This window comes from Rathayibacter sp. VKM Ac-2803, from assembly GCF_009807175.1.
Taxonomy (GTDB): domain Bacteria; phylum Actinomycetota; class Actinomycetes; order Actinomycetales; family Microbacteriaceae; genus Rathayibacter.
Genome location: NZ_WUCD01000001.1, coordinates 3,784,496 through 3,810,436 on the forward strand (window position 1 = coordinate 3,784,496; position 25,941 = coordinate 3,810,436).

The window sequence follows — 25,941 nt, forward strand, 5'->3', positions numbered from 1 at the left end:
TCCTCGTCCTGAGCCGCTCGTGCGGCTCGCCTACGCGGTCGATGACCACTCGTGTCGGGGCACACCGCACTCACGCGGATGCCTGCGACCCAGAGTAGTCGTCGCCGTCATATCCTTCGCGCGGAATGCCGACGCCTTGACGCGCCAACCGGCGGCGGATAAGAGCGGCCGCCTCGGTCGCGTGCGGAAGCACCGAGGCGAGCCCGGTCCCGGCGAGCCAGGTGCCGGTGACCACGACTCCCTCGACCGGGGCGAGGGCCTCGCGGAACGCCTCCAGGTGCTCACGGCGCCCCAGGGCGGCGGCCGGGCGGACGTTCGCCCAGCGCACCCGCGCGGAGTCGACGAGCGAGGCCGGGTCGAGCGCGATCCCGAGGAGGACGGACGCGTCCCGGAGCGCGACGGCCGCCGCCTCCGCATCGCTCGCCCCCTCGAGCGGCGGGCGCTCGCCCGGCCTGCCGTAGGAGAGGCGGAGCACGTGCCGACCGGCGGGCAGCGAGCGGGCGAGCCACTCCCACTTCGCGGTCGCGTGCGTGAGGGCCTTGGCGGTCACGTCGCCGGCGGTCGGCGCGACGAGCACTCCGGAGCCGCGCGGGGCCGCGTCCAGACGCGCGTCGTCGACGACGAGGGTCACGAGTTCGACGGAGTCGCCGTCGGTGCGCTCGTCGGCATCGGCGACAGCGAGCACCAGCCCGGCGAGCAGGGCGCGGGCGTCGCGCTCGGGCGTCGAGACGATCACGGCACGGGCCGACAGGGTCCCGTCGCCGAGCGACAGGCGGAAGGCGTCGCCGTCGCGTTCGAGCGCCGACACGGCGACTCCGGTGCTGATCTCGCCCGAGAGATAGTCGATCCGCTCGACGAGCGCGTCGACGAGGCGGTGCATCCCCCCGTCGATCCCGCGGACCGCGACACCGGCCGGGAGGTTCGCACGGAGGGAGGCGACGGCGCCGGCCAGCGACCCGCGTCGCGTGATCGCCCCGTTCAGACCGGGCGCGGCGAGGTCGACGTCGATGTCCTCGGGACGGGAGGAGTAGACGCCCGACACGACCGGGGCCACCAGGTCCTCGAGCACGCGCACGCCCATCCGGGTGCGGACGAGCTCGGCGAGGGAGTGCGCGCGCCCGATGCGCAGCACCGGCATCAGCGTGTCGAGCCAGGCCCGGGCAGCGCCGCGGCGTCCGATCGCGCGGACCACGTCCGAGGCGAGCGGCGTTCCGGGGATCCCGAGCAGGCCGGCGCGCGGCGATGGGACGGTGCGGCCGCCCGAGAGGTGCAGCCAGGAGCCGCCCGTGCTCGGCTCGACGACCGACTCCGACAGCGGGCGGCCGTCGACCTCGAGCGAGGCGAGTGCGGCCTCGACGTGGCCACCCCGGGTGGCGAAGCTCTCGGCGCCGGCGTCGAGCACGACTCCCGAGAGCTCGAGCGGGGCGAGGGAGCCGCCGACCCGCTCGCCCGCCTCCAGCACGACCACGCGCAGGCCGATGCGGAGGCAGTGCGCGGCGGCGGCGAGGCCCGCCACTCCCCCGCCGACGACGGCGACGTCGTAGGCGGCGGTGGGCTCGCCCGTCCGCTCCTCGGTCACGGCCGCCAGGCGTGCACGTGCGCGACGAGGCGCGTCAGCACGTCGGGGTCGGTCTCGGGCGGCACGCCGTGGCCGAGGTTGAGGACGTGGGCCGGTGCGGTGAGCCCGCGGCGGAGCACGTCGTCGACGTGCGCCGCGAGCACCTTCCACGGGGCCGAGAGCAGGGCCGGATCGACGTTGCCCTGCACCGGGACGAAGCCGCCGAGCCGGTGGTTCGCCTCGTCGAGCGGGATCCGGTAGTCGACGCCCACCACGTCGACGCCGATGCCGTGCATCGCGCCGAGGAGCTCGCCCGTCCCGACCCCGAAGTGCACGATCGGCACATTGCGGCGCGTCGCCTCCTCGCCCGCCCCGCCGTGATCGAAGGCGAGGTCGCGCACGTGCGTCAGCGCCCGGGCGGAGGCGGGGGCCACGTGGGCCGTGTAGTCGGCGAGCGACAGCGCACCCGCCCACGAGTCGAAGAGCTGGGCGGCGCTGGCGCCGGCGAGCACCTGCGAGCGGAGGAAGCGGCCGGTGACCTCGGCGGTCCACTCCATCAGGCGCGACCACGCCTCGGGGTCGGCGTGCATCAGGGTGCGGGCGCGGATGTGGTCCTTCGACGGTCCGCCCTCGACGAGGTACGCCGCGAGGGTGAACGGGGCGCCGGCGAAGCCGATCAGCGGAGTGTCGCCGAGTCCGGCGACCGTCCGGCGCACACCCTCCCGGATCGGCTCGAGGGTCTCGTCGAGCACGGCGGGGTCGATCGCGCACAGCTCGTCGACGTCGGCGGAGGTGCGCACCGGCTTCTCGAGCACGGGGCCCCGGCCGGGCACGATGTCGACACCGACGCCCGCGAGTCGCAGCGGGATGACGATGTCGCTGAAGAAGATGGCGGCGTCGACCTCGTGCCGGCGGACCGGCTGCAGCGTGATCTCGCTGGCGAGCGCGGGATCGAGGCAGGCGTCGAGCATCTGCGTGTCCGTGCGCAGCGCCCGGTACTCGGGCAGGCTCCGGCCGGCCTGGCGCATGAACCAGACGGGGGTCGACTCCGGCCGGTCGGAGCGGTAGGCCCTGACGAGGGAGGAGTCCGCGGTGCGCCCGGAGGCGAGCGGGTGCGACGGATCGAGCAGGCCGGTGGTGGGGGAGGTCACCGCGGCATTATTCCAGGCGCATCCGTGCATTGTTCCCCCGTTCCGGGGCGGGGCCTCGGAGAGCGCGCGTAGACTGTTCGGGTGCTTCTGTGTCTGACGGCGTCGCACAAGAACGCCAGCTTCGATCTCCTCGAGAAGCTCTCCGTCGACTCCTCCGTCGTGGCGTCCGCTCTGGCGGACGGCATCGACTTCGTCTCGGGAGCCGTCGTCGTCGCGACCTGCAACCGCTTCGAGGCCTATCTCGACATCGACGAGCCGCTGACCGCTGCGCAGGCCGTGGCCGTCGAGGCCGCCACCGCAGCGGTGAGCGCGGCGACCGGTGTCGACCAGGAGCACCTCCGCACGAGCGTCGACGTCGTCTCGGGCGACCGGGTCGCCGAGCACCTCTTCGCCGTGTCGAGCGGGCTCGAGTCGGTCGTCGTCGGCGAGGGCGAGATCGCCGGCCAGGTGCGCCGCTCGCTCGAGGAGGCGCGCCGCCTCGGCACCACGTCGTCCGAGCTCGAGCGCCTGTTCCAGCGGGCGTCGCAGACCTCGCGCGGGATCAAGAACCGCACCGGGCTCGGCAGCGCCGGACGCTCGATCGTCCGCCTCGCCCTCGACCTCGCCTCCAGCCGCATCACCGACTGGCGCGCCGCCCGCGTGCTGCTGGTGGGCACCGGCAGCTACGCCCGCGCGACCGTCGCCGCGCTGCGCGATCGCGGAGTCGTCGAGATCGCCGTCCACTCCCCCTCCGGCCGCGCCGAGGGCTTCGCCGCCCGCCGTGCGCTCCGCGCGATCGACGGGGCGTCGTTCGCCGCCGAGGCCGTCGCCGCCGACGTCGTGATCACCTGCACCACCACGCAGGAGCCGGTGCTCGACGCCGCGCTCCTCGCCGAGGGGCGCCGGCTCACCGCCTTCCGCGAGCGTCAGCTCGTGATCGACCTCGGGCTCCCCCGCAACGTCGCCGGCGACGTCACCGGCCTCTCGGGGGTCGAACTGCTCGATCTCGAGACGATCAGCCTGCACGCGCCGCTCGAGGTGCTCGACGCCTCCACCCAGGCGCGCGCGCTGGTCGACAAGGCCGTCCGCAAGTTCTCCGACGTCGCCGACGAGAAGAGCCTGACCCCCGCGGTCGTCGCCCTCCGAGCCCACGTCTTCGACGCCCTCGACGCCGAGATCGAGCGCGCCCGCTCCCGCGGCGACGACGACGGACGCACCGAGCAGGCCCTCCGCCACCTCGCCGGCGTGCTGCTGCACACCCCGAGCGTGCGGGCGCGCGACTACGCCCGCAACGGCGAGCAGGAGGCGTACCTCACCGGGCTCGAGGCGCTCTTCGGCATCGCGGTGCCGGCCGAGCCCGTCGCGGCGCGGCCCGTCGACGGCACGGCCGCCACCGCGTGAGCCCGGCGCTCCGGCTCCCGTACGAGGCCGAGCCGATCCGCACCGAACGGCTGCTGCTGCGTCCGCTCCGTCTCGACGACGCCGACGACCACGCGCGCTACCAGGGCGATCCGGAGGCGGTGCGCTACCTCCGCTGGCCGGTGAGGACGCCGGAGGAGTCGCGAGAGCACCTGCGCGTGCGACTCCCCTCCGACCGCCTCGCGGCCGACGGCGACGTCGTCGTTCTGGCGATGGTGCCGACCGACGGGCCGCTCGCGGGGCACGTCGTCGGCGACCTCACGCTGATCGCCGCCTCCGCCCCGCAGGCGACCGTCGAGATCGGCTGGGTGCTGCTCCCGGAGGCGCAGGGCATCGGCTACGCGACCGAGGGCGCCCGAGCGCTCCTCGCGCTGGCGTTCGACCGGCTCGACGCGCACCGCGTCGTGGCGCAGCTCGATGCGCGCAACACCGCCTCGGCCCGCCTCTGCGAGCGACTCGGTATGCGCCTCGAGGCGCACCACGTCGACGACGAGCACTGCAAGGGCGAGTGGACCTCGACCCTCGTCTACGCCCTGCTGGAGCGCGAGCGCGGCGCGGTATGACGCGCTGGTGCCGACCGGAGGCCGTGCTGCCTCGCGCAGTCGCAGAGCGCACCCTCCTCGCTGATCGAGCCCGCAGCCCGGTCTTCGCAGATCCCGTGGCCCGGTCCTCGCTGATCGAGTAGCCCGCGCAGCGGGCGTATCGAGATCCACCAGCGTCAGAAGACCGGATCATCGGCCTGACCTGCTGACGCTGATGGGTCTCGATACGCCCCTGCGGGGCTACTCGACCAGCACGGTGGGCCCCTGCGGGGCTACTCGACCAGCATGGTGGGGCCCCTCCGGAGCTGCTCGACCAGCACGGTGGGGCCCCTCCGGAGCTGCTCGACCAGCACGGTGGGCCCCTCCGGAGCTGCTCGACCAGCCCGGGTGGGGCCCTGCCGGCAGTCGGCCGGCAGGCGCCCGCGCGCTACGCGCCGCGCAGGCCCGTGAAGAGGTGCGACTCGAGGTCGGCGAGCGGGATGCGCTCCTGCTTCATGGTGTCGCGGTCGCGGACCGTGACGGCGTCGTCCTCGAGGGAGTCGAAGTCGACGGTCACGCAGAAAGGCGTGCCGATCTCGTCCTGGCGGCGGTAGCGGCGGCCGATCGCGCCGGAGTCGTCGAAGTCGACGTTCCAGAGCTTCCTGAGCCGGTCGGCCACCTCGCGGGCGAGCGGCGACAGCGCCTCGTTGCGCGAGAGCGGCAGCACGGCGACCTTCACCGGCGCGAGCCGCGGGTCGAGGTGCAGCACCGTGCGCGTCTCGACCTTGCCCTTGGCGTTCGGCGGCAGCTCCTGCTCCTCGTAGGCGTCGACGAGGAACGCCATCAGCGCGCGCGTCAGGCCGAAGGACGGCTCGATCACGAACGGCACGTAGCGCTCGTTCTTGTTCTGGTCGAAGAACGACAGGTCCTTGCCCGAGTGCTCGATGTGCGTCTTGAGGTCGAAGTCGGTGCGGTTCGCGACTCCCATCAGCTCGCCCCACTCGCCCGAGGCGAAGCTGAAGCGGTACTCGATGTCGACGGTGCGCTTGGAGTAGTGGGAGAGCTTGTCCTTCGGGTGCTCGAACTGGCGGATGTTGTCCGCCTTGATCCCGAGGTCGATGAACCAGTCCCAGGCGAGCTTCATCCAGGTCTCCTGCCACTCCTCGTCCGTGCCGGGCTCGACGAAGAACTCGAGCTCCATCTGCTCGAACTCGCGGGTGCGGAAGATGAAGTTGCCGGGCGTGATCTCGTTGCGGAACGCCTTGCCGATCTGGCCGATGCCGAACGGCGGCTTCTTCCGGGCGCTCTGCAGCACGTTCGCGAAGTTGGTGAAGATGCCCTGCGCGGTCTCGGGCCGCAGGTAGTGCAGTCCCGACTCGTCGTCGACGACGCCGAGGTAGGTCTTCATCAGCCCCGAGAACTGCTTGATCTCGGTCCACTGGCCGACCTTGTCGGGGTGCTCCGGGTCGGGGATGTCGGCGAGGCCGTTCACGGGCGGGTGCCCGTTGTCCTCCTCGTACTTCTCGAAGAGGTGGTCGGCGCGGTAGCGCTTGTGCGTGATCAGCGACTCGGTCAGCGGGTCCGAGAAGACGCCGACGTGGCCGGAGGCGCTCCAGATCGCGGTCGGGAGGATCACGGCGGAGTCGAGGCCGACCACGTCGCCGCGGCCCTGCACGAACGCCTTCCACCACTGGCGCTTGATGTTCTCCTTGAGCTCGACGCCGAGCGGCCCGTAGTCCCAGGCGGAGCGGGTGCCGCCGTAGATCTCTCCCGAGGGGAAGACGAACCCCCGGTGCTGCGCGAGGGTGATGACCTTGTCGAGGGTGGTGGTGGGTTCTGCCACGGGGAGCTCCTCAGCTGTTCGGGCGCACGGGGCCCTGGCGCACGCCGGCTGCGCGCGTCCTTCTGGTGTCCGACCATGGTAGCCGCGGGCATGATGGCGGGATGAGCAGCCTCCCGCCCCTCCTCGTCTCCGCCGTCGCCGTGATCCGTGACCGGAGGGTCCTCATGGTCGTCGCACGCGGGCGCGAGGTGGTCTACCTTCCGGGCGGCAAGGTCGACCCGGGCGAGAGCGGCGTCGAGGCGGCCGCGCGCGAGGCCGAGGAGGAGCTGGGCTCGTCACCGACCCGCCTCCACGAGCTCTTCACGGTTCGGGAGCAGGCGCACGGTGAGCCGGAGGGACGCGAGGTCCACATGACGGTGTTCGCCGCCGAGCTGGCCGACGAACCGCGCCCGACCGGCGAGATCGACTCCCTGCACTGGATCGGCACGGCCGACGCCCACCGCTGCCCGCCCGCCGGCGTCGCGACGCTGGAGAGGCTCCGCGCCCTCGACCTCGTCGACTGACGCCGTCGGCGGCGGCGACCTCCGAGGCCGGATACCCTCGTGCCGTGGAGACCAGACGACGCGCCAGGGACAGGACGGGGAGCGACGACGCCCGGGGGCTCGAGCCGGTGCGGATGGAGGCGGCGGTGCCGATCCTGCGCATCTTCTCGGTCGCCAAGGCGGGCGAGTTCTACGTCGACTACCTCGGCTTCGCGGTCGACTGGGAGCACCGCGCGAGCCGCGACTCGCCGCTCTACCTGCAGGTGTCGCGCTCGGGGCTCCGGCTGCACCTCAGCGAGCACCACCGCGACGGCAGCCCCGGAGCCGCGGTGCACCTGGCCCTCCGCGGAGTCCGCGAGCTGCACGCCGAGCTCGACGCGAAGGCGTACCCGTACCTGAATCCCCGCATCACGAGATCGGCGTTCGGCTACGCGCTCGACCTGATCGATCCCTTCGGCAATCAGCTCCGCTTCGCCGAGCCCGCACCGCAGCCGACCACTTCCTGAGAGCCTCGTGGTCGGGCGTTCACCGCCCGTCCACCGGATTCGGAGAGCGCTCGCCTAGCGTGTGGACAATGGCGGCATCTCGGGGGACGACGGAACGACTCCACGGGGTCGGCCCCTCGGGAGCAGCTGCCTCGCGGCGCTCGCGCTGGTCGCTCCTCCGAGCCGGCCACGTCGCTCCGCTCGCGATGGGGACGCTCGCCTCGACCGCGATCCTGGTCGGATCGCTCGGGGTCGGCTTCCTCCCGCGCGACTCATCGCTCCGCGACTGGCCCTTGATCTCGACCATGCGCGCGACGGGCTGGCTCACCGAGCTCAGCGCGATCGCGGTGGTCGGCGGCGGAGTGCTCCTGCTCGTCGCGTGGCTCCGGCTGCGCTCGGTCGCGCTCGACGGGCGCCCCGGCTCGCTCCGCGCGATCCTCGTCGCCGCCCTCGCCTGGGCGGCACCGCTGCTCGTCGCCGTTCCGCTGTTCAGCCGCGACATGTTCTCGTACGTGGCGCAGGGCCGCCTGATGACCCAGGGCGTCGACCCCTACACGCACGGAGTCGCGACCCTCCCCGGCTGGTTCGCGCTCGGCGTCGATCCGCTCTGGGCCGACACGCCGACCCCGTACGGCCCGCTGTACCTGCTGGCCGAGAAGACGGCCGTGCAGCTGGCCGGCTGGACCTCGCCGGAGCTGTCCATCGCCATGCTGCGGGCGCTCTCGGTCGCCGGAGTCGCGGTGCTGGCCGTCTACGCGATCCGCCTCGCGCGGCTCCGCGGCCTCTCGACCTCGCTGACCGCGTGGACGATCGTGGCGAACCCGCTGACCCTGGTGCTCTTCGTCGTCGCCGGCCACAACGACTCCGTGATGCTCGCCCTGATCCTCGCGTCGCTCTACTACGGCCACACCGATCGCCGCGTGGCGGCCGTGCTGCTGATGGGCGCCGCGATCGCGGTCAAGCCCGTCGCCGTCATCGCCCTGCCCGTGCTCGCGCTGCTCTGGCTCCGTCACGACGCGACGCTGCGCGAGCGGGTGCGGCTCTGGGCGTGGACCGGCGCCGGCGCGCTCGCGCTGGTCGTCGCGATCGGCCTGGCGGCGGGCGTCGGCGTCGGCTGGGTCGTGGCGATGGTCGTGCCCGGATCGATCCTGCACTGGTACGCGCCGATGTCGTTCGTCACGGTCGTCGTGTCGAGCGCCGTCGAGCTGACCGGACACGATCCCGGAGCGGCCATCACCCTGGTGAAGGTGCTCGCCCTCGCCGTCGCGGCCGGTGTCGCGGCCGCGCTCCTGCTCTCGAAGCGCGCGATCGATCCGCTGGCCCGGCTGACCGGAGCACTGCTGGCGTTCGTCACGGCGTCGACCGCGATCCACCCCTGGTACGCGCTGTGGATCCTGCCGATCGCCGCGCTCTCGCGCCCCTGGCAGAGCGCCCACCGGCACCTCGCGGTCTACGCGACCATCTTCCTGATGTGCGTCACCCTGGCCGAGCCGGCTGACGGGGGCGGCGGAGTCGTCGACCAGATCCCGGCGCGCGTCGCGACGATCGCCGCGATCGCGGTCGTGGGCCTGTACATCGTGCTCGGCTACTCCGACGAGGAGCGCGTGCGGGCGCGGACCCTGCTCGGCGCGGTGCCGTTCGGCACGGAGTTCCTCAGCCGGGTGTCCGGCGGCCGCGTCGGCGGCGTGCTGGTCGAGTCGCACGCGCGCGACTGACCGCGCGGGGTTCAGGCGTTGTCAGCGGCTCCGGCATCGTCCGCCGGGCGGCGACGCCGCTCGATCGCGGATTCCGCGGCGGAGGCGGCGGCGTCCGGCTTGCCTCCGCCGAGGACTCCCTTGAGCGACGACAGCCACTCGGCGTCGTCGCGACGGCCGGAGAGAGCGTCGGAGAAGAGCGGGAGCTCGCTGCGCGTGGCGTGGATGGCGTATTCCTCGCGGGTGTAGCCGTTGTCGGGGACGACGGGCGCGCGCTTCTCCGGTGCCCTCTCGTCGTCGGCGGCCCGGTCGTCGTCGTGCTCGTTCGCACTGCGCTCGTCGTTCACGGGGCCTCCTCCGTCTCGCCGCACCGTGGCGGACGGAGCGGACGCCGCGGCTGCTCTGCCGGACGTCAGGTCAGCGTACCCCCCTCATGGGGAGTCGGTGTCGCTGTCGTGCGATCGAGGGAGGGGCCGCCAGACGACGACCTCGGTGCGGCGCTGCGCGCGGGTCCCGTGGCGCAGGGTGACCACGTCGCCCTCGAGGCCCGCGGCGAACACGCGGCGGCCGGGCCGGTTGAGGAGCTCGTCGGCGAGCGCGCCCTCGAGCTCGCGCACCCGCTGCGAGAGCGCCTGCACCTGGTTCTCGAGCTGCAGGATGCGCGCGATGCCCTCGAGGGACACGCCCTCGGACGACAGTCGCGCGACCTCCCTCAGCTGCACGACGTCGCGCATCGAGTAGCGGCGCGACTTGCCGGCCGTCCGCGTCGGGCGCACGAGGCCCAGCCGGTCGTACTGCCGGAGGGTCTGCGGATGCATCCCCGCGAGGTCGGCGGCGACCGCGATCGCGAAGACCGGGGTGTTCTCGTCCACGTCCCAGCCTCTCGTCGGCGGATCGGACCCTGCTGGCGGGTCGGACCCTAGTAGCGGGCCTTCTCCAGGATGTCCTCGCGCGGGTTCTCCCCCGGCTCGGCGGCCGCGAACGCCTCGAGGGCGTCCCTGGCGGCGGCGGAGAGGTGGTCGGGGACGGCGACCTGGATCACCGCGAGCAGATCACCGGTGCCCTTGCCCGTCGCGACTCCGCGGCCCTTCACGCGCAGCACTCGGCCGCTCGGCGTGCCGGGGGCGACCCGGAGCTTCACGGGGTCGCCCCCGAGGGTGGGCACCTCGATCGTCGCACCGAAGACGGCCTCGACGAAGGTGACGGGCACGTTCACGCGGAGGTTCAGTCCGTCGCGCTCGAAGACCGGGTGCTTGCGCACGGCGACGGTCAGCACGAGATCGCCGGGCTCGCCTCCGTCGGGGCTCGGGCGGCCCTTGCCGCGCACGCGGATCTTCTGCTGGTCGGCCACTCCGGCGGGGATGCGCACCGAGAGCGCGCGGCCCTCGCCGGTCTGGAGCTGCACGGTGTCGCCGCGGGTGGCGGTGCGGAAGTCGATGGTGGTGCTGGCCGTGACGTCGGCGCCCTTCTGCGGGCCGCCGAAGCCGCGGAACCCGCCGCTCGGCTGGCCGAAGCGGCCGCCGCCGGCGTTGCCGAACATGCCGCCGAGGATGTCCTCGAAGCCCGCGGGCGGGCCCTGCTGGGTGCTGTAGGTGGAGCGACCGCCGGCCTGGTTGAACACGTTGCCGAAGACGTCGTCGAAGCCGCCGGGCTGGCCGCCGGCCGCGGTGAAGCGGGCGCCGCCGCCCATCGCGCGGATCTGGTCGTACTCCTTGCGCTGCTCGGTGTCGGAGAGGACGGTGTACGCCTCGCTGATCTCCTTGAACCGCGCCTCCGCCTTGGCGTCCCCGGGGTTGGAGTCGGGGTGGAACTGCCGGGCGAGCTTGCGGTAGGTCTTCTTCAGATCCGCCTCGGACACGTCCTTGGGCACGCCGAGGACCTTGTAGAAGTCCTTGTCGAACCAATCCTGGCTGGCCATGCGCCTCTTCCTGTGTCGTGTGGTGCGAGGGACCCCGGCCGCCCTGCAGTGCCTGGCGGGCGGGGTCCCTCGCGGTGGTGCGGAGGTGGGTCAGTCGGCGGGGACGGCCACGACCACCCGGGCGGCCCGCAGCAGCGAGCCTCCGAGGTAGTAGCCCGACTCGACGACGTCGGCGACCGTGGAGGTCTCGGCGCCGGGAGTGGGCTGCTGGAAGATCGCCTCGTGGATGTTCGGGTCGAACAGATCCCCCACGGCGCCGGTCTTCACGAGCCCGAGCTTCTCCATCCCGCCGCGCAGCTTCTGCGCGATGGCGGTGAACGGCCCGCCCTCGGCCAGGTCGCCGTGCTTCTCGGCGCGATCGAGGTCGTCGAGCACGGGCAGTATGACCTTCACCGCGTCGCCGATGGCCCGCTCCTTCTCGACCTGGCGGTTCGACTCCGTGCGCTTGCGGTAGTTCGCGTACTCCGCGGTCACCCGCTGGAGGTCGGCGAGGTGCTCCGCTGCGAGCGTCTCGGCGTCGGACTGTCCCGAGAGGAACGAGAGGTCGGCGTCGGAGAGGCTGGTCTCGACGTCGGGCCCCTCGGCCTCGATCAGTCCCTCGGAGTCCTGGGCGGCGGCGGCCGCCTCGGTCCCGTCGGCGGGTCCGGTGCCCTCGGTGGGCTCCTCGGGTGTGCCCTCGTCGTGCGGCAGGTTGTGCTTGCCCATCGTTACTTCGTGTCCTTCGGCTCGTCGTCGTCGATGACCTCGGCGTCGACGATGTCCTCGTCGTCCTTCTTCTCGTCCTCGGCCGGGGCGTCCTGAGGGGCGGCCTGGTCGGCCGACTGCTGCGAGTAGATGGCCTGGCCGATCTTGGTCTGCGAGGCGTTCAGCGCGTCGAACGCGGTCTTGACGGCCGCGTCGTCGTCGCCGGCGAGCGCGGTCTTCAGCGCGTCGACGTCGCCCTGCACCTCGGTCTTGACGTCCTCGGGCAGCTTGTCCTCGTTCTCCTTGATCAGCTTGTCGATCGAGTAGGCGAGGGTCTCGGCGTTGTTGCGGATCTCGGCCGCCTCGCGGCGGGCCTTGTCCTCGGCCGCGTGCTCCTCGGCCTCGCGGACCATGCGCTCGATGTCGTCCTTCGGCAGCGACGAGCCGCCGGTGATCGTCATCGACTGCTCCTTGCCGGTGCCCTTGTCCTTCGCGGACACGTGCACGATGCCGTTGGCGTCGATGTCGAAGGTGACCTCGACCTGCGGGATCCCGCGGGGGGCGGGCGCGATGCCGGTCAGCTCGAAGGTTCCGAGGTTCTTGTTGTCGCGGGTGAACTCGCGCTCGCCCTGGAACACCTGGATCGCGACGGACGGCTGGTTGTCGTCGGCCGTGGTGAAGGTCTCGGAGCGCTTGGTCGGGATCGCGGTGTTGCGCTCGATGAGCTTGGTCATGATCCCTCCCTTGGTCTCGATGCCGAGCGAGAGCGGCGTGACGTCGATGAGCAGGACGTCCTTGCGCTCGCCCTTGAGGACACCGGCCTGGAGCGCGGCGCCGACGGCGACGACCTCGTCCGGGTTGACGCCCTTGTTGGGCTCCTTGCCGCCGGTGAGCTTCTTGACGAGCTCGGCCACGGCCGGCATGCGGGTCGAGCCGCCGACGAGCACGACGTGCGCGATGTCGTCGACCTTGACTCCGGCCTCGGCGATGACGTCGGTGAACGGCTTGCGGGTGCGCTCGATCAGGTCGCTCGTGAGCTCCTCGAACTTGGCGCGGGTGAGCGTCTCGTCGAGGTTCGCGGGGCCGTTCTCGGTGAGCGAGAGGTAGGGCAGCTGGATGCTCGTCGAGGTGCTCGAGGAGAGCTCCTTCTTGGCCTGCTCGGCGGCCTCCTTGAGGCGCTGACGGGCGATCTTGTCCTTCGAGACGTCGACGCCGGTCGAGTCCTTGAAGCGCTTGACCAGGTAGTCGACGACGCGCTGGTCCCAGTCGTCGCCGCCGAGGCGGTTGTCGCCCGAGGTCGAGCGGACCTGGATGGTCGAGAAGTCGTCGTCCTTGCCCACCTCGAGGAGGGAGACGTCGAAGGTTCCGCCACCGAGGTCGAAGACGAGGATGAGCTCGTCCTCCTTGCCCTTGTCGAGGCCGTAGGCGAGCGCCGCGGCGGTCGGCTCGTTGATGATGCGGAGGACGTTCAGACCGGCGATCTCGCCGGCGTCCTTCGTGGCCTGGCGCTCGGCGTCGTTGAAGTAGGCCGGGACGGTGATGACCGCGTCGGTCACCTTCTCGCCCAGGTACTGCTCGGCGTCGCGCTTGAGCTTGCCGAGGATGCGGGCCGAGATCTCCTGCGGGGTGTACTTCTTGTCCTCGACCGCGAAGGTCCAGTCGGTGCCCATGTGGCGCTTGACGGACGCGAGGGTGCGGTCGACGTTGGTGACGGCCTGGCGCTTCGCGGTCTCGCCGACGAGCACCTCGCCGTCCTTGGTGAACGCGACGACGGACGGGGTGGTGCGGAAGCCCTCGGCGTTCGCGATGACGGTGGGCTCGCCACCCTCGAGGACGGCCACGACCGAGTTGGTGGTTCCCAGGTCGATGCCTACGGCACGGGACATATGCGTGTTTCTCCTTCGCGAGCGGCCGTCGGGCCGTTCAGTTGACTGCGGGACTGCGGGAAGACTGTTGCGGGCTCGGGCCCCGCCGGAATCGACCCGGTGGGAGTTGAGCCCCGCACGCTCAAGTTTACGCAGCTGTTCCGTCGAGTCAAGTCGACGGCGTAGAACTTGAGCGGAGTCGGCTCAACTCTCAGGGAGCGGTGCCGCCCGGTACCCGCAGTTCACCCGGGCGCCCTACGGTGATCGCATGACAGACCGCACCCGTCGCTGGCCCGTCGTCGCCTGGGCTCTCTGGGACTGGGGCGGCTCGGCCTTCAACGCGGTCGTCACCACCTTCGTCTTCACGGTCTACCTGACCAGCGACGGGCTCTTCGGCACCTCGACCGGCGTCTCCGCGGCACTCGGCTGGTCGCTCGCGGGAGCCGGACTGGTCGTCGCGCTGATCGCGCCGATCACCGGGCGACGGGCCGATCTCGGCGGGCGGCGGAGGCTGTGGCTCGGCATCCACTCGGCCGTGGTCGTCGTCTGCATCCTGCTGATGTTCTTCGTGCGCCCCGACCCCGCGTTCCTCTGGCTCGGCCTGCTGCTGCTCGCCGTCGGCACCGTCTTCTTCGAGTTCGCGAGCGTCAACTACAACGCCATGCTGACGCAGGTCTCGACGCGCGCGAGCATCGGCCGCGTCTCGGGCTTCGGCTGGGGCATGGGGTACGTGGGCGGCATCGTCCTGCTCCTCATCGTCTACTTCGGCTTCATCTCGCCCGAGGTGGGGCTCTTCGGCGTCACCGGCGACGACGGCCTCGACGTGCGGGTCTCGATCCTGCTCGCGGGCGTGTGGTTCGCCGTCTTCGCCCTGCCGGTGCTCCTGGCGGTTCCCGAGACGCCGGCCACCGCCTCCGGAGCCAGCAGGGTCGGCATCATCGCCTCCTATCGCGCGCTCTTCCGGCAGATCCGGGCGCTCTGGCACGAGAGCCCCAGCACGGTCGCCTTCCTCATCGCCAGCGCGGTGTTCCGCGACGGACTGACCGGAGTGTTCACCTTCGGCGGAGTCCTCGCCCAGGGCACCTTCGGCTTCAGCCCGGGCGAGGTGATCCTCTTCGCGATCGCGGCGAACCTGGTGGCCGGAGTGGCGACCATCTCGGTCGGTGCGCTCGACGACCGCGTGGGGCCCAAGGCCGTGATCGTCGCCTCCCTGGTGGGCCTGGTGATCTGCGGGACCGCGGTGTTCGTGCTGCACGACGGCGGCCAGACGGTGTTCTGGATCTTCGGACTCCTGCTCTGCCTGTTCGTCGGCCCCGCCCAGTCGGCGAGCCGCAGCTATCTGGCCCGCCTGATCCCCGAGGGGCGGGAGGGCGAGATCTTCGGCCTCTACGCGACCACCGGACGCGCCGCGTCGTTCCTGGCCCCCGCGGCCTTCGCGGCGTTCGTGTCGATCGCCGCCGTCGCCTCCGGTGGCGACGAGGCGAACGTGCAGTACTGGGGCATCCTCGGCCTGGTCCTGGTGCTCGCCGTCGGGCTCGTGCTGCTGCTCCCGGTCAAGCGCCCGCCGACCGCCTCCGCGACTCCCGCGCCGACCGAGCGCGACGCCTCGGCCCTCCCCTAGAGTGACCGAGCCGCTCGCCGCGGCGACAGCACGATCGGCCCCGGCCGGATGGAGGAGCACGCGATGGCGCGACAGGACACGCACGAGCGCGACGGGGCACCCCGGGGCCCGGAGCGGCACACCCGGACCTCCGAGCCCGCCGTCGACGCGCCGTCGACGAGCCCCTCGTCCGAGTGGCCGACCGCGCCCGCCGCGGGGCCCACGAGCGTCCCCGACCGCCCCGCGTCGATCCGCGTCAAGAAGAAGCGCAAGTCCTCGGGAGCCGCGCGTGCCCGGCGCCTGGCGAAGCGCGTCGGCTACGCCGCCCTCGTCCTCGCCCTGCTCGCGGGCCTCGCCGTCGTCATCGTCCTGATCGTCGCGCCGCACCACCTCTTCTGAGCGGAGGCGGGCGTGTCGAGATCCACGTCCATCAGAAGACCCGGTCAGGCGCCTCATCTCCTGAAGCTGGCGGGTCTCGATACGCCCCTGCGGGGCTACTCGACCAGCATGGGGGAAGTCGGCGCCGGAGCCCACCCCCGCCCGCCGGTCAGGTGGCGAGCCAGAAGACGATCAGCAGCAGGGTGACCAGGAAGCCGGTCAGGAAGTTGAGCGCGAGGAAGCGCTTCCAGCCGGCGTTCGCTCGCTCGGCCTCCGCGTCGGTGAGCGAGCGGTAGGGCCAGACGCTCACTGCGTACGGCACCGCGAGGATCGCGGCGAGGGTGCCCGGCCACGGCAGCAGGAGCAGGAGCAGCCCGCTCGCGACGTACGCGGCGATCGCGAAGCGGCTGGTCGCCCTCGCCCCGATGACGGTGGCGATGGAGGCGATACCGCCCGCCCGGTCCGCGAGGATGTCCTGCACCGCGCCGAAGGCGTGGCTCGCGATCCCCCAGAGGAAGAACGCGACGAGCAGCGCCACGAGCGGCGGGTTCACGACCGTGCCCGCCAGCGCGATGCCGTACACGGCGGGGCTGACGAAGTGCGTGGCCGAGGTCAGCGAGTCGACGAACGGGCGCTCCTTGAACCGCAGCCCTGGAGCACTGTAGGCGATCACCGCGAAGACGCTGATCGCGAGCACCAGCCACGACACCGGCGAGCCGAGCAGGACCAGGGCCACGAGGAACGGCACGTTCGTCACGACCGCGGCGATCAGCGTCGCGCGGTGCTCGCCGCGGTCGAGGACCGCTCCCTCCACTCCGCCCTTGCGAGGATTGCGGAGGTCGGACTCGTAGTCGAAGACGTCGTTGATGCCGTACATCGCGAGATTGTACGGGATGAGGAAGTAGAGCGTGCCGAGCACGAAGGCGAGGTCGATCTCGCGCGTGGTCAGCAGGTAGGCGGCCGCGAACGGGTACGCCGTGTTGACCCAGCTCAGCGGGCGGCTCGAGACGAACAGCGCGCGCAGCCGCTTCACGAGGCGCTCCGTCGACGCGCGGGGAGGAGGGTCCAGAGCGCGGGCAGCAGGAGCGCGGCGGCGATCGCGTAGGCGAAGTCCTCGATGGGGGCCACTCCGATCCGGATGCCCGAGATCAGCTCGTCGTCGTAGGCGACCAGGAGTCCCACCCCGATCATCACGTTGTCGAACACGGCGGTCATCACCAGCAGCACGGCGAGCGTGCCGAGCACGGCGGCGGGGCGGAGGCGCCGCCACGCGATCGCGACGACCACCAGCACGACCGCGAGGAAGACGGCGTTGAGGAGGAGGTAGGTCATGCGCGCACCTCCGGTCGCCGGGCGGCGCGGTTCGAGAGGAACCCGTGCACGTCCATGCTCAGGTAGCAGAGCAGGGTGAGGAAGAGGACCTCCTCGATGGGCAGCTCCGGCGCGAGCTGGATGCCGATCATGTAGGGCGTCTCGCCGCGGAAGAACACGCCGAGACCGATGCCGACGAGATCCCAGATCAGGAAGAAGACGACGCCGACCGGCAGCACGATCGCCGCGCGCCGCGCGTCGGCCCAGAAGAACAGGCGGAAGCGCCTGTCGAGCACGACCATCCCGGTGATCGAGACGGCGAGCGCCAGCAGGTAGAGGAACCCCACCGGCTACTCCCCCGCGACCGCGACCGGGACGCGGGACGCCTCCGTCACGTCGGGCGCGACGGGCGCCGCCGGGGCGTCGCGCACCGGCAGCGGCTCGGTCGAGACGTCGCCGCGCACCCGCTTGAGCATCACCTCGGCGCTGATCAGGCACATCGGCAGGCCGATGCCCGGGATCGTCGAGCTTCCCGCGAAGAGCAGGCCGTCGACGTGCTTGCTGATGTTGCCGGCGCGGAAGAAGGCGCTCTGCGAGAGCACGTGCGACGGGCCGAGCATCGAGCCGCGCCACGCGCCGAGGTCGCTCTCGAAATCCGCCGGGCCGATGGTCCGGCGGACGACGATGCGCTCGGCGAGGTCGGTCGCTCCGGTCCAGGTCGCGATCTGCTCGATCACGGCGTCGGCGATGGCCTCGACGCGCGCATCGCCCGCGCCGTCGACTCCGCCGTGCCCGATCGAGGTGTCGGCCGGGATCGGCACGAGCACGAACAGGTTCTCGTGCCCCTCCGGAGCGACCGAGGGGTCGGTCGCGCTCGGGCGGCAGACGTAGATCGAGGCCGGGTCCGGCACCGAGGGGTTCTCGCCGAAGATGCGGCCGAAGTTGTCGCGCCAGTCCTGCGTGAAGAGCAGGGTGTGGTGCTCGAGCTGGGGCAGCTCCCCGCGCACACCGAGCAGCACGAGGACGGCGCTCGGGCCGGGCTCGCGGTTCTCCCAGTACGACGGCGGGTAGGTGCGCAGCTCGTCGGGCAGCAGCGACTGCTCGGTGGTGAAGAGGTCGGAGGCGTTCACGACGAGGTCGGCGGCGATCTGCCCGGTCCCCTCCGGCCCCTCGAACTCGACGCCGACGACCTCGGCGTCCCGGCGGCTGCCGCGCGGGGCGCGGGCGGTGAGGATCCGCGTGGCCGGCGACGAGGTGCGGATGCGCACCCCCGCCTCCTCGGCGACGTCCCGCACGGCGTCGATCAGCGTCGTGATGCCGCCCATCGGGTAGAGCACGCCGTCGGCCAGGTCGAGGTGGCTCATCAGGTGGTACATGCTCGGCGCACTGAACGGCGAGGAGCCGAGGAACACGGCCGGGTAGCCGAGGATCTGGCGGAGCCGGTTGTCGGTGACCGTCTTGCCGGCGAGGGTGTCGAGCGGAGTGAGGAGCAGGCGCCCGAGCGTGCTCGTGCGACTCAGCACGTCGCGGCGCAGCAGCGGCAGGAACGACGAGAAGCTCGTGTAGAGGAAGCGGCGCTTCGCGACCTCGTAGGTGTCCCGGGCCGAGTCGAGGTAGGAGCGCACGCGCTCGCCCGCGCCGGGCTCGATGCGCTCGAACAGGGCGAGGTTCGACTCGAGGTCGGCGAGCACGTCGATCGGCTCCTCGATCCCCTCGCTGTAGACCCGGTAGCCCGGGTCGAGCGTGACGAGGTCGAGGCGCTCCGCGGCGCTCGAGCCCATCAGCTGGAAGAAGTGGTCGAACACCTCGGGCATCAGGTACCACGAGGGTCCGGTGTCGAAGCGGAAGCCGTCCTTCTCCCATGAGCCGGCGCGACCGCCGACGACGTCCTTCGCCTCGAGCAGGGTGACGTCGAAGCCGTCGCGGGCGAGCAGAGCCGCGGAGGCGAGACCGCCGATCCCGCCGCCGATCACGACCGCGCGGTGCGATCCGGACTGCGAGCGAGCGGCACGGGCGGGTCCCTGACCGAGTCGCGGTCCGAGAGTCGAGACCGCCGCGCGGGCGGCGAGCGCGGCCTTGGTCGCGGTCGGCACGCTGACGCGGGCGCGCAGGAGCTCCTCGGCGGGCGTCTCGCGGATGCGGTCCGCCAGCGCCTCGAACAGCGAGTGCGCGAGACGCACGGCCCGGCGCGACGAGCGGGGCAGCTCGGGCACGATCGCGGCGGCCGCCTCGAGGTCGGCGTCGAGGTCGGCGAGGAGGATCGCCTTGTCCTGCTCGGAGAAGTCGCGCGGGTCGACGCCCGGGAAGTAGCTGCGTCCGAGCCCGTCGACATCCGCCGCCAGATCGCGGAGGAAGTTGACCTTCTGGAACGCCGAGCCCAGGCGGCGCGCGCCGGCGACGAGACGCTCGCGCTGCGCGGGGGAGACGAGACCCGCATCAGGAGCCGCGAGGAACACGTGCAGGCACATCAGCCCGACGACCTCGGCCGAGCCGTAGACGTAGGCCTCGAACGACTCGGGAGTGTGCTCGGTCTCGCGGAGGTCGGCGCGCATCGAGGCGAAGAACGGCGCCGTGAGCTCGGTGCCGAAACCGGTCGCCCGCGCGGTCCTCGCGAAGGCGTGGATGACGAGGTTGGCGCTGTAGCCGGTCTCGAGAGCCCGCTCGGTCTCGGCCTCGAAGGCGTCGAGCGCCTCCTCGACGGCGGAGCGGTCGAGCCGCGCCTCCTCGGCGACGCCGTCGACGATCTCGTCGGCGACGCGGACCAGCGCGTAGACGTCCTCGACCCGCTCGCGGACACCCGGGCCGAGCAGACGCGTGGCCAGCCCGAACGACGTCGAGTAGCGGCGGATCACCTGCGCCGACGCCTCGTGGGCGACGCGGTCGTACAGTTCGCTCTGCCGGCTCATCGTGCCACCGTACGTCGGCGGGGCGCGGCGTGCGGCATCGTGGCGACGGTCCGCGCGTGGCGGAGTCCGCGGGCCGTGCTGCGGGCGCTCATCGGGTGCGTCCCACGACGCTCGCGACCAGTGGGCGGACCTCGGTGCGGAACGCCTCCGGGACAGCGGGCACCGTGAGCGCCTGCCAGGCCCGGGTCGCGAAGTCGTCGGCGAGGTTCTCGGCGTAGCTGCGGGCCCCGCACTCCACGAGGATCCGGCGCACGCGCTCGGCCGTCTCGCCGCTCAGATGCTCGTCGCCGATCAGGTCCTCGATGTCGGGCCAGCAGTCGGTCCCCGCGGCGTGGGCGATCAGGACGGTGCGCTTGCCCTCGCGGAGGTCGCCGAGCGTGGTCTTGCCCGTCTGCACCTCCTCGCCGAACACCCCGAGCAGGTCGTCGACGATCTGGTAGGCGATGCCGATGCAGCGGCCGAACTCGCCCAGCGCCGCGACGACCTCGTCGACGGCCCCCGCGAGGATCGCGCCGGCCTGCAGCGGCGCCTCGAACGAGTACACCGCCGTCTTCAGGCGCTCCATCTCGAGCACCTCGTCGACGGTGGGCATGCCGGGCATCAGCGAGAAGTCGACGTCGGCGAGCTCCCCCGCGGCTGAGGCGAAGACGGCCTCGTCGAGCAGGGTGAGGAGCCGGGCGCGCACGGCGTCGTCGGCTCCGACGCCCTCGACGAGACGGTGGGCGCCGGTGAGCGCCAGGTCGCCCGCGATGACGGCGACCGAGGTGCCGCGGTGCTCGGCGATCGGGATGGAGAGCCCGGCGGTGGTGGCCTCGTCGCGGTAGCTCCCCGAGACGTTCGGGCCGCCGCGGCGGACGAAGTCGCGATCGATCACGTCGTCGTGCACGATCAGGGCCGTGTGGAGGAGCTCGAACGCGGCGCCGAGGTGGGCCGCCGCCTCAGGGTCGGTGCCGCCGAGGGCCTCGTAGGCCGAGATGACCATCAGGGGGCGGAAGCGCTTGCCGCCGCGGGTGTTGGCCTCGAGGGTCTGCCAGAGCGTGAGGTAGCGGGGGCCGAGGCGGCCCGCTCTGGCGCGCGCCAGCGAGAAGAAGCGATCGAGCACGGCGTCGACGTGCTCCTGCCGTCGCCGGGAGAGAACTACGGAGTCTCGCGTATCCACGTGCTGAGGCTAACAAACTCGCTTCTCTAGCAATAAGCCGGCTGAGTTACCGGAGCGTGCTTGACTTACCGTCATGACTTCGGGAGGAATCGCGGTGCTGACCGACGAGATCGAGCAGGTGGTGCTGCTCGACGAGACGGGCGGCGCGATCGGCGTCGCCGACAAGGCGACGGTCCACGACACCGCCACTCCCCTGCACCTCGCGTTCTCGTGCCACGTCTTCGCTCCGGACGGCGCGCTGCTCGTGACGCGGCGGGCGCTCGAGAAGCGCACCTGGCCCGGCGTCTGGACCAACTCGTTCTGCGGCCACCCCGCTCCCGGCGAGCGGATCGAGGACGCGGTGGTGCGCCGGGCCGAGCGCGAGCTCGGCGCCCGCCTCGAGTCGCTCGAGGTCGCCCTGCCCGACTTCCGCTACCGCGCGGTCGACGCCTCCGGAGTCGTCGAGAACGAGATCTGCCCCGTCTACACCGCGACGCTCTCGAGCCGCGAGGCGCTGAACCCGCAGCCCGACGAGGTCATGGACTACGAGTGGGTCGACCCGGAGGCGACGCTCGCCGCGGTCCGCGCGGCCCCGTGGGCGTTCTCCCCCTGGCTGGTCCTGCAGCTCCCCCGCCTGCTCGGCTGAGCCGACCGACGGGGCCCGGGGTCAGTCGGAGTAGACGTCGGTGCGGTGGAAGTTCAGCGACGACCGCGACGCGGTCGGGCCGCGCTGGCCCTGGTAGCGCGAGCTGTACTCGGCGGAGCCGTACGGCTTCTCGGCCGGTGAGCTGAGGCGGAAGAAGCACATCTGACCGATCTTCATGCCCGGCCAGAGCATGATCGGCAGCGTCGCAACATTGCTCAGCTCGAGTGTCACGTGCCCGGTGAAGCCCGGATCGATGAACCCCGCGGTCGAGTGGGTGAGGAGCCCGAGCCTCCCGAGCGAGCTCTTGCCCTCGAGTCGCGCGGCGATGTCGTCCGGCAGCGAGACCTCCTCGTAGGTCGAGCCGAGCACGAACTCACCGGGGTGGAGGATGAACGCCTCCCCCGCGGGGGTCTCGACCAGCCGGGTCAGCTCGGGCTGGTCCTCGGCCGGATCGATGTACGGGTAGCGGTGGTTGTCGAACAGCCGGAAGAACCGATCGAGGCGCACATCGACGGACGACGGCTGGATCATCGATGCATCGTGCGGCGCCAGACCGACGCGGCCGGAGGTGAGTTCGGACTTGATGTCGCGGTCGGAGAGCAGCACGAGCCGATCCTAGCCGCGGCCGCGTTCCGGCCCTCCCGCACGCCTTGCTACGATGGGAGACGCGCCCGAAACGGCGCCGCGCGAGTGTAGTTCAATGGTAGAACTTCTGCTTCCCAAGCAGATGGCGCGGGTTCGATTCCCGTCACTCGCTCCAGAATTCCCGTCATTCGCTCCAGTCACCGCCATCGCCGGGTTCCCGCGCCCGGTCGAGCCAGGCCGCGGCCTCGGGAGTCAGCGCCGCAGGCCGACCCGCCCGCGCAACGGGCAGCAGAGCCGCCTCCTCTCCGAGCGCCTCCACGACCGCGGCCGGGTCTCCCCGCCGGATCGCCTGCAGGACCGGCCGGTGCCGCTCCGCCCGCTCGATCAGCGTCTCCCTGCTGGAGCGGGCGCGACGATTCAGATCCATCGCGAGCTGCAGGGCGAGGGAGCTGTACGCCCGCTCGAGCCTGCCGTGGCCCGCCAGCCCGACGACGGCGAGATGGAAGCGGTAGCTGTCCTCGGCCGCCGTCTCCTCCCGCCCGGCGACGGCGTGCTCCTGCATCAGCTCGAAGGCGCTCTCGACCCGGCGCAGGCGCTCGGGCGCGGTGACCGGAACGCCGATCCGGACCGCCATCTCCTCGAGGGTCCGTCTCAGCGTCGAGATCTCGTAGACGTCCTGCGGCGTGAGCTGCACGACGGTGACTCCGCGATTCGGGAGGGAGACGAGCAGACCCTCCTGCTCGAGGACGCGCAGCGCCTCGCGCACCGGCGACCTCGACGTGCCGAGCACTCCCGCGAGCATCGCCTCGGTGACCCGGGTCCCCGGCGCGAGCGCGCCCGAGGTGATCATCCGCCGCACCGCGTCGCTCGGCCGGGCGGTGGAGGCGTCCGAGCGGGCCGGATCAGGGGGCGAGGAGGTCACGACCGCCATTCTCCCGCCGGCCCGAGCGGGACCACGACCGGCCGGCCGGTCCGGGAGTCGGCGAGGATCTCGGCCTCGATCCCGAAGACGTCGGCCAGCACGCGCTCGGTCACGACGTCGGCGGGAGGGCCTGCCGCGACGATGCGGCCGTCCTTCATCGCGATGAGGTGGTCGGCGTGCCGCGCGGCGAGACTGAGCTCGTGCAGCACCATGACGACGGTCGCACCGGAGCGGCTGTGCAGCTCCTCGATCAGAGCCAGGACCTCGAGCTGGTGCGCGACGTCGAGGTAGGTCGTCGGCTCGTCCAGCAGCATCACCCGCGTCCGCTGCGCCACCGTCATCGCGATCCAGGCGCGCTGACGCTGACCGCCGGACAGCGAGTCGAGCGGCCGCTGCGCGAGGTCGGTCAGCCCGGTGGCGGCGAGCGTCTCCTGCACGACGCTCTCGTCCTCCGCGGACCACGGCCGGAACAGCCTCCGATGCGGGTCCCGCCCCCGCGAGACGAGCTCGGCGACGGTCATCCCGTCGGGAGCGAGGGGCGCCTGGGGCAGCATCGCGACCTCTCGGGCGTAGAGCCGCGGTGGGAGGTCCGCGAGGTCGCGGCCGTCGAGCAGGAGGTGACCCCGAGGACCGCGGACGAGACCCGCGAGGGAGCGCAGCAGGGTCGACTTGCCGCAGCCGTTCGGACCGATGACCGCGGTGATCGCGCCGGCGGGGATGCGGGCGCTCACGCTGTCGACGGCGCGGTGACGGCCGTACGACACCGTGAGGTCGCGGATCTCGAATCCGGAGGCGGGAGGGGTCATCGGAGTGCTGTCCTTCTGCGTACGAGGAGCCAGAGGAGGAAGGGAGCGCCGATGGCGGCGGTCACCGCACCGACCGGCAGGATCAGAGGGGCGAGTGCGATCCGGGCGAGCAGATCGCTCGCGACGACCAGGACGGCGCCGATCGCTCCGGCGGCCGGGAGCGGCGCCCGGGAGGCCCGCGCGAGCATCCGGGAGAGGTGCGGCGCGACCAGAGCGACGAACGCTATCGGTCCGGCCGCGGCCGTCGCCGCCGACACGAGCAGCACCGAGAGCACCAGGAGCGCGACGACGGTCGACGTCGTCCGCACGCCGAGCGTCCGGGCGACCTCGAGACCCAGGGTCAGCGCCGGGATCCTCGCCGCGAGGGGGGCGAGGGCGAGCATCACGAGGACGACGACCACCGCGACCGCGAGCGACTCCGGCCAGCCGCGGTTGTTCAGCGACCCCGTGAGCCAGACGTTGGCCCGCGCCGCGTCGTCGATGTCCGCGGCGATCAGCATCCAGCTCACGAGCCCGCCGAAGAAGGCGGAGACACCGACACCGACGAGCAGCGGCTGGACACCGCCGGAGTGGACGATGCGCAGGACGGCGGCGACCAGGGCGGCCGCGAGCAGGCCGCCGACGACGGCGGCGACGGGGATCCCCGCTGACCTCAGGACCCCGGCGACCCGCCCGCCGGAGCCGCCGAGCACGATGACCGCGACCGCCCCGGCACTGGCCCCCGCGGTCACCCCGAGCAGATCGGGGCTGGCGAGAGCGTTGCGCGCCGTGGTCTGCACGATCGCCCCGGAGACTCCGAGTGCGAGCCCGATCAGCAGGGCCAGGACGGCGCGCGGGAGCCGGAGCTGCAGCACGATGAGCTCCTCCTGCGCACTCCCGCCGCCGAGGAGGATCTCGAGCACTCGGTCCGCAGGCAGCGGGACGTCGCCGACGCCGAGCGAGAGCACGGCGATCCCGACCGCCAGGATCGAGGCGGTGGCCGCGACGAGACGCGGACGTCGCGATCCCGTCATCCGATCACCGCGTCAGGCCGACGACGACGAGCGGACCGGAGGACGATGACGAGGAACGCCGGGCCGCCGAGCACGGCCAGCGTCACACCGACCGGGAGCTCGGCGGGAGCGACGAGGACCCGCCCGACGATGTCGGCCGCCAGGACGATCAGCGCTCCCGCTCCGGCCGACAGGGGCAGGATCCGACGCTGGTCGCCTCCGGCGAACCGACGGACGAGGTGCGGGGCGACCAGACCCACGAAGCCGAGGGAGCCGACGCAGGCCACCGCCCCTCCCACGAGCAGGACGACCGCCAGCAGCCCCACCACCCGACTCGCGACGACGGACCGGCCGAGGGACGCCGCGACGTCGTCACCGAGCGCGAGGGCGTTCAGAGTCGAGCCCTGCGAGACGGCGAGCACCGCTCCGAGGAGGAGGAACGGGAGGACCGCGCCGAGTACCTCCTCGCCGCGGCCTCCGGCGAGCGATCCGACCGTCCAGAAGCGGTACTCGTCGAGTGCGGCGGTGTCGAGGAGGAGGATCACGCCGGTGGCGGCGCTGAGCAGCGCCGACACCGCGGCTCCGGCGAGGACCAGGGAGGCGGGGCCGCTGTCTCGGCGCGATCGCGCGGTCGCGCCGAAGGCGGCGACGAGGACGGTGCCGATCGCGGCACCGGCGAAGGCGAACCAGAGGTGTCCGGCCGGGGTGCTGACGCCGAGCACCGAGACGGCGGTCACGACGGCGAGCGCCGATCCGGCCGTCACTCCGAGCAGCCCCGGGTCGGCCAGCGGGTTCCGAGTGTGGGCCTGGACGAGCGCCCCGCCCAGGGCGAGCGCGGCGCCTCCCGCGATGCCGATCGCCGTGCGCGGCACCCGCTGGCCGAGCACGATCGCCTCCGCCTCCGCTCCTGCGTGCCCCGAGAGCGCCGCGAGGACCGTCGCCGGATCCAGCCCGCGAGTGCCCGTCAGCAGACTCGCGACGGCGGCGACGAGCACCGCGCCGACGACGGCGGCCGCGACGAGGACTCCGTGGCGCACTGACGCACCAGGCGCGACCCT

Annotated in this window: 26 protein-coding genes and 1 tRNA gene; 9 read left to right on the forward strand and 18 right to left on the reverse strand. The window is 72.3% G+C overall.

Annotated elements, in window-relative coordinates; translation table 11 throughout:
• Nucleotides 1–70 precede the first annotated feature (70 nt).
• Together GRS96_RS17805 and hemE are read right to left on the reverse strand one after the other, a co-directional pair.
• A complete protein-coding gene (locus GRS96_RS17805; RefSeq protein WP_268893230.1) occupies nucleotides 71–1,579 on the reverse strand; it encodes a protoporphyrinogen/coproporphyrinogen oxidase in 1,509 nt (502 codons plus the stop codon).
• Nucleotides 1,576–2,739 (reverse strand): uroporphyrinogen decarboxylase, encoded by a 1,164-nt coding sequence (gene hemE / locus GRS96_RS17810; RefSeq protein ID WP_159852822.1) that lies wholly within the window; start codon nucleotides 2,737–2,739, stop codon nucleotides 1,576–1,578. The genes GRS96_RS17805 and hemE overlap by 4 nt, the downstream gene beginning before the upstream one ends.
• Before the next feature lie 51 nt (nucleotides 2,740–2,790).
• Here hemE and GRS96_RS17815 point away from each other — a divergent pair, with 51 nt between their 5' ends.
• Nucleotides 2,791–4,089 carry a glutamyl-tRNA reductase gene (locus tag GRS96_RS17815; RefSeq protein WP_159989105.1) on the forward strand — a complete coding sequence of 433 codons (1,299 nt, stop codon included), beginning with the start codon at nucleotides 2,791–2,793 and terminating at the stop codon, nucleotides 4,087–4,089.
• Nucleotides 4,086–4,670 carry a GNAT family N-acetyltransferase gene (locus tag GRS96_RS17820; RefSeq protein WP_236553658.1) on the forward strand — a complete coding sequence of 195 codons (585 nt, stop codon included), beginning with the start codon at nucleotides 4,086–4,088 and terminating at the stop codon, nucleotides 4,668–4,670. The genes GRS96_RS17815 and GRS96_RS17820 overlap by 4 nt, the downstream gene beginning before the upstream one ends.
• A gap of 406 nt (nucleotides 4,671–5,076) precedes the next feature.
• Here GRS96_RS17820 and GRS96_RS17825 read toward each other — a convergent pair whose 3' ends face one another.
• Nucleotides 5,077–6,471 carry a glycine--tRNA ligase gene (locus GRS96_RS17825; protein ID WP_159852826.1) on the reverse strand — a complete coding sequence of 465 codons (1,395 nt, stop codon included), beginning with the start codon at nucleotides 6,469–6,471 and terminating at the stop codon, nucleotides 5,077–5,079.
• A gap of 101 nt (nucleotides 6,472–6,572) precedes the next feature.
• On the opposite strand from GRS96_RS17825, the gene GRS96_RS17830 reads away from it, so the two are divergent.
• From GRS96_RS17830 to mptB, 3 genes are all read left to right on the forward strand, one after another.
• Complete coding sequence (locus tag GRS96_RS17830; protein ID WP_159852828.1) at nucleotides 6,573–6,974, forward strand: NUDIX domain-containing protein; 402 nt, start codon at nucleotides 6,573–6,575, stop codon at nucleotides 6,972–6,974.
• Between the two features lie 44 nt (nucleotides 6,975–7,018).
• Nucleotides 7,019–7,459 (forward strand): glyoxalase superfamily protein, encoded by a 441-nt coding sequence (locus GRS96_RS17835; RefSeq protein WP_204162107.1) that lies wholly within the window; start codon nucleotides 7,019–7,021, stop codon nucleotides 7,457–7,459.
• 68 nt (nucleotides 7,460–7,527) lie between these two features.
• The gene (gene mptB, locus GRS96_RS17840) at nucleotides 7,528–9,153 is read left to right on the forward strand and encodes a polyprenol phosphomannose-dependent alpha 1,6 mannosyltransferase MptB (RefSeq protein ID WP_159852831.1); all 1,626 of its coding nucleotides are present in this window, start codon (nucleotides 7,528–7,530) and stop codon (nucleotides 9,151–9,153) included.
• An 11-nt stretch (nucleotides 9,154–9,164) separates the two neighbouring features.
• On the opposite strand, the gene GRS96_RS17845 is transcribed toward mptB, so the two are convergent.
• The 5 genes from GRS96_RS17845 to dnaK all read right to left on the reverse strand — a co-directional run bounded on the left by GRS96_RS17845 (nucleotide 9,165) and on the right by dnaK (nucleotide 13,620).
• Nucleotides 9,165–9,479: a hypothetical protein gene (locus tag GRS96_RS17845; protein WP_159989106.1), complete on the reverse strand. Its 315-nt coding sequence runs from the start codon at nucleotides 9,477–9,479 to the stop codon at nucleotides 9,165–9,167.
• 84 nt (nucleotides 9,480–9,563) lie between these two features.
• On the reverse strand, nucleotides 9,564–10,004 hold the full coding sequence (locus GRS96_RS17850; protein ID WP_159852835.1) for a heat shock protein transcriptional repressor HspR: 441 nt from the start codon (nucleotides 10,002–10,004) through the stop codon (nucleotides 9,564–9,566).
• Nucleotides 10,005–10,051: 47 nt separating this feature from the next.
• Nucleotides 10,052–11,050, reverse strand: coding sequence for a DnaJ C-terminal domain-containing protein (locus GRS96_RS17855; protein WP_159852837.1), 999 nt, complete (start codon nucleotides 11,048–11,050; stop codon nucleotides 10,052–10,054).
• A 90-nt stretch (nucleotides 11,051–11,140) separates the two neighbouring features.
• Complete coding sequence (locus GRS96_RS17860) at nucleotides 11,141–11,755, reverse strand: nucleotide exchange factor GrpE (RefSeq protein ID WP_159852839.1); 615 nt, start codon at nucleotides 11,753–11,755, stop codon at nucleotides 11,141–11,143.
• A gap of 2 nt (nucleotides 11,756–11,757) precedes the next feature.
• The gene (gene dnaK / locus GRS96_RS17865; RefSeq protein ID WP_159852841.1) at nucleotides 11,758–13,620 is read right to left on the reverse strand and encodes a molecular chaperone DnaK; all 1,863 of its coding nucleotides are present in this window, start codon (nucleotides 13,618–13,620) and stop codon (nucleotides 11,758–11,760) included.
• 247 nt (nucleotides 13,621–13,867) lie between these two features.
• Here dnaK and GRS96_RS17870 point away from each other — a divergent pair, with 247 nt between their 5' ends.
• Complete coding sequence (locus GRS96_RS17870) at nucleotides 13,868–15,220, forward strand: MFS transporter (protein ID WP_159852843.1); 1,353 nt, start codon at nucleotides 13,868–13,870, stop codon at nucleotides 15,218–15,220.
• Between the two features lie 63 nt (nucleotides 15,221–15,283).
• Nucleotides 15,284–15,598 (forward strand): hypothetical protein, encoded by a 315-nt coding sequence (locus GRS96_RS17875; protein ID WP_159852845.1) that lies wholly within the window; start codon nucleotides 15,284–15,286, stop codon nucleotides 15,596–15,598.
• Nucleotides 15,599–15,746: 148 nt separating this feature from the next.
• Here GRS96_RS17875 and GRS96_RS17880 read toward each other — a convergent pair whose 3' ends face one another.
• The 5 genes from GRS96_RS17880 to GRS96_RS17900 all read right to left on the reverse strand — a co-directional run bounded on the left by GRS96_RS17880 (nucleotide 15,747) and on the right by GRS96_RS17900 (nucleotide 20,953).
• Nucleotides 15,747–16,610: a prenyltransferase gene (locus GRS96_RS17880; RefSeq protein WP_159852847.1), complete on the reverse strand. Its 864-nt coding sequence runs from the start codon at nucleotides 16,608–16,610 to the stop codon at nucleotides 15,747–15,749.
• Nucleotides 16,607–16,909: a lycopene cyclase domain-containing protein gene (locus GRS96_RS17885; RefSeq protein WP_159852849.1), complete on the reverse strand. Its 303-nt coding sequence runs from the start codon at nucleotides 16,907–16,909 to the stop codon at nucleotides 16,607–16,609. The genes GRS96_RS17880 and GRS96_RS17885 overlap by 4 nt, the downstream gene beginning before the upstream one ends.
• A complete protein-coding gene (locus tag GRS96_RS17890; protein WP_159989107.1) occupies nucleotides 16,906–17,235 on the reverse strand; it encodes a lycopene cyclase domain-containing protein in 330 nt (109 codons plus the stop codon). The genes GRS96_RS17885 and GRS96_RS17890 overlap by 4 nt, the downstream gene beginning before the upstream one ends.
• A gap of 3 nt (nucleotides 17,236–17,238) precedes the next feature.
• A complete protein-coding gene (gene crtI / locus GRS96_RS20850; RefSeq protein WP_159989108.1) occupies nucleotides 17,239–19,794 on the reverse strand; it encodes a phytoene desaturase family protein in 2,556 nt (851 codons plus the stop codon).
• A gap of 88 nt (nucleotides 19,795–19,882) precedes the next feature.
• Nucleotides 19,883–20,953, reverse strand: a complete 1,071-nt coding sequence (locus GRS96_RS17900; RefSeq protein ID WP_159989109.1) for a polyprenyl synthetase family protein — start codon at nucleotides 20,951–20,953, stop codon at nucleotides 19,883–19,885.
• Nucleotides 20,954–21,050: 97 nt separating this feature from the next.
• On the opposite strand from GRS96_RS17900, the gene idi reads away from it, so the two are divergent.
• Nucleotides 21,051–21,578 (forward strand): isopentenyl-diphosphate Delta-isomerase, encoded by a 528-nt coding sequence (gene idi / locus GRS96_RS17905; RefSeq protein ID WP_159853282.1) that lies wholly within the window; start codon nucleotides 21,051–21,053, stop codon nucleotides 21,576–21,578.
• 21 nt (nucleotides 21,579–21,599) lie between these two features.
• Here the strand turns inward: idi and dcd are convergent, their stop codons facing one another.
• Nucleotides 21,600–22,184 carry a dCTP deaminase gene (gene dcd, locus GRS96_RS17910; RefSeq protein WP_159852857.1) on the reverse strand — a complete coding sequence of 195 codons (585 nt, stop codon included), beginning with the start codon at nucleotides 22,182–22,184 and terminating at the stop codon, nucleotides 21,600–21,602.
• A gap of 80 nt (nucleotides 22,185–22,264) precedes the next feature.
• On the opposite strand from dcd, the gene GRS96_RS17915 reads away from it, so the two are divergent.
• A tRNA-Gly gene (locus GRS96_RS17915) sits at nucleotides 22,265–22,338 on the forward strand.
• Nucleotides 22,339–22,347: 9 nt separating this feature from the next.
• On the opposite strand, the gene GRS96_RS17920 is transcribed toward GRS96_RS17915, so the two are convergent.
• The 4 genes from GRS96_RS17920 to GRS96_RS17935 are packed head-to-tail and all read right to left on the reverse strand — an operon-like array spanning nucleotide 22,348 to nucleotide 25,920.
• A complete protein-coding gene (locus GRS96_RS17920; RefSeq protein ID WP_159989110.1) occupies nucleotides 22,348–23,085 on the reverse strand; it encodes a GntR family transcriptional regulator in 738 nt (245 codons plus the stop codon).
• Nucleotides 23,082–23,891 carry an ABC transporter ATP-binding protein gene (locus tag GRS96_RS17925; RefSeq protein ID WP_159852861.1) on the reverse strand — a complete coding sequence of 270 codons (810 nt, stop codon included), beginning with the start codon at nucleotides 23,889–23,891 and terminating at the stop codon, nucleotides 23,082–23,084. Before GRS96_RS17925 ends, GRS96_RS17920 begins: the two co-directional genes overlap by 4 nt.
• On the reverse strand, nucleotides 23,888–24,904 hold the full coding sequence (locus GRS96_RS17930; protein WP_159989111.1) for a FecCD family ABC transporter permease: 1,017 nt from the start codon (nucleotides 24,902–24,904) through the stop codon (nucleotides 23,888–23,890). The genes GRS96_RS17925 and GRS96_RS17930 overlap by 4 nt, the downstream gene beginning before the upstream one ends.
• Nucleotides 24,901–25,920 carry a FecCD family ABC transporter permease gene (locus GRS96_RS17935; RefSeq protein WP_204162109.1) on the reverse strand — a complete coding sequence of 340 codons (1,020 nt, stop codon included), beginning with the start codon at nucleotides 25,918–25,920 and terminating at the stop codon, nucleotides 24,901–24,903. The genes GRS96_RS17930 and GRS96_RS17935 overlap by 4 nt, the downstream gene beginning before the upstream one ends.
• Between the last annotated feature and the right edge of the window lie 21 nt (nucleotides 25,921–25,941).

Excerpts from the sequence above, each read along its gene's own strand:
- GRS96_RS17885 (WP_159852849.1), bottom strand. The coding sequence starts at position 16,909 with ATGACCTACCTCCTCCTCAACGCCGTCTTCCTCGCGGTCGTGCTGGTG.
- GRS96_RS17860 (WP_159852839.1), bottom strand. The coding sequence starts at position 11,755 with ATGGGCAAGCACAACCTGCCGCACGACGAGGGCACACCCGAGGAGCCC.
- GRS96_RS17925 (WP_159852861.1), bottom strand. The coding sequence starts at position 23,891 with ATGACCCCTCCCGCCTCCGGATTCGAGATCCGCGACCTCACGGTGTCG.
- crtI (WP_159989108.1), bottom strand. The coding sequence starts at position 19,794 with ATGAGCCGGCAGAGCGAACTGTACGACCGCGTCGCCCACGAGGCGTCG.
- GRS96_RS17875 (WP_159852845.1), top strand. The coding sequence starts at position 15,284 with ATGGCGCGACAGGACACGCACGAGCGCGACGGGGCACCCCGGGGCCCG.
- GRS96_RS17870 (WP_159852843.1), top strand. The coding sequence starts at position 13,868 with ATGACAGACCGCACCCGTCGCTGGCCCGTCGTCGCCTGGGCTCTCTGG.
- GRS96_RS17930 (WP_159989111.1), bottom strand. The coding sequence starts at position 24,904 with ATGACGGGATCGCGACGTCCGCGTCTCGTCGCGGCCACCGCCTCGATC.
- GRS96_RS17855 (WP_159852837.1), bottom strand. The coding sequence starts at position 11,050 with ATGGCCAGCCAGGATTGGTTCGACAAGGACTTCTACAAGGTCCTCGGC.
- GRS96_RS17830 (WP_159852828.1), top strand. The coding sequence starts at position 6,573 with ATGAGCAGCCTCCCGCCCCTCCTCGTCTCCGCCGTCGCCGTGATCCGT.
- hemE (WP_159852822.1), bottom strand. The coding sequence starts at position 2,739 with ATGCACGGATGCGCCTGGAATAATGCCGCGGTGACCTCCCCCACCACC.
- dnaK (WP_159852841.1), bottom strand. The coding sequence starts at position 13,620 with ATGTCCCGTGCCGTAGGCATCGACCTGGGAACCACCAACTCGGTCGTG.
- mptB (WP_159852831.1), top strand. The coding sequence starts at position 7,528 with ATGGCGGCATCTCGGGGGACGACGGAACGACTCCACGGGGTCGGCCCC.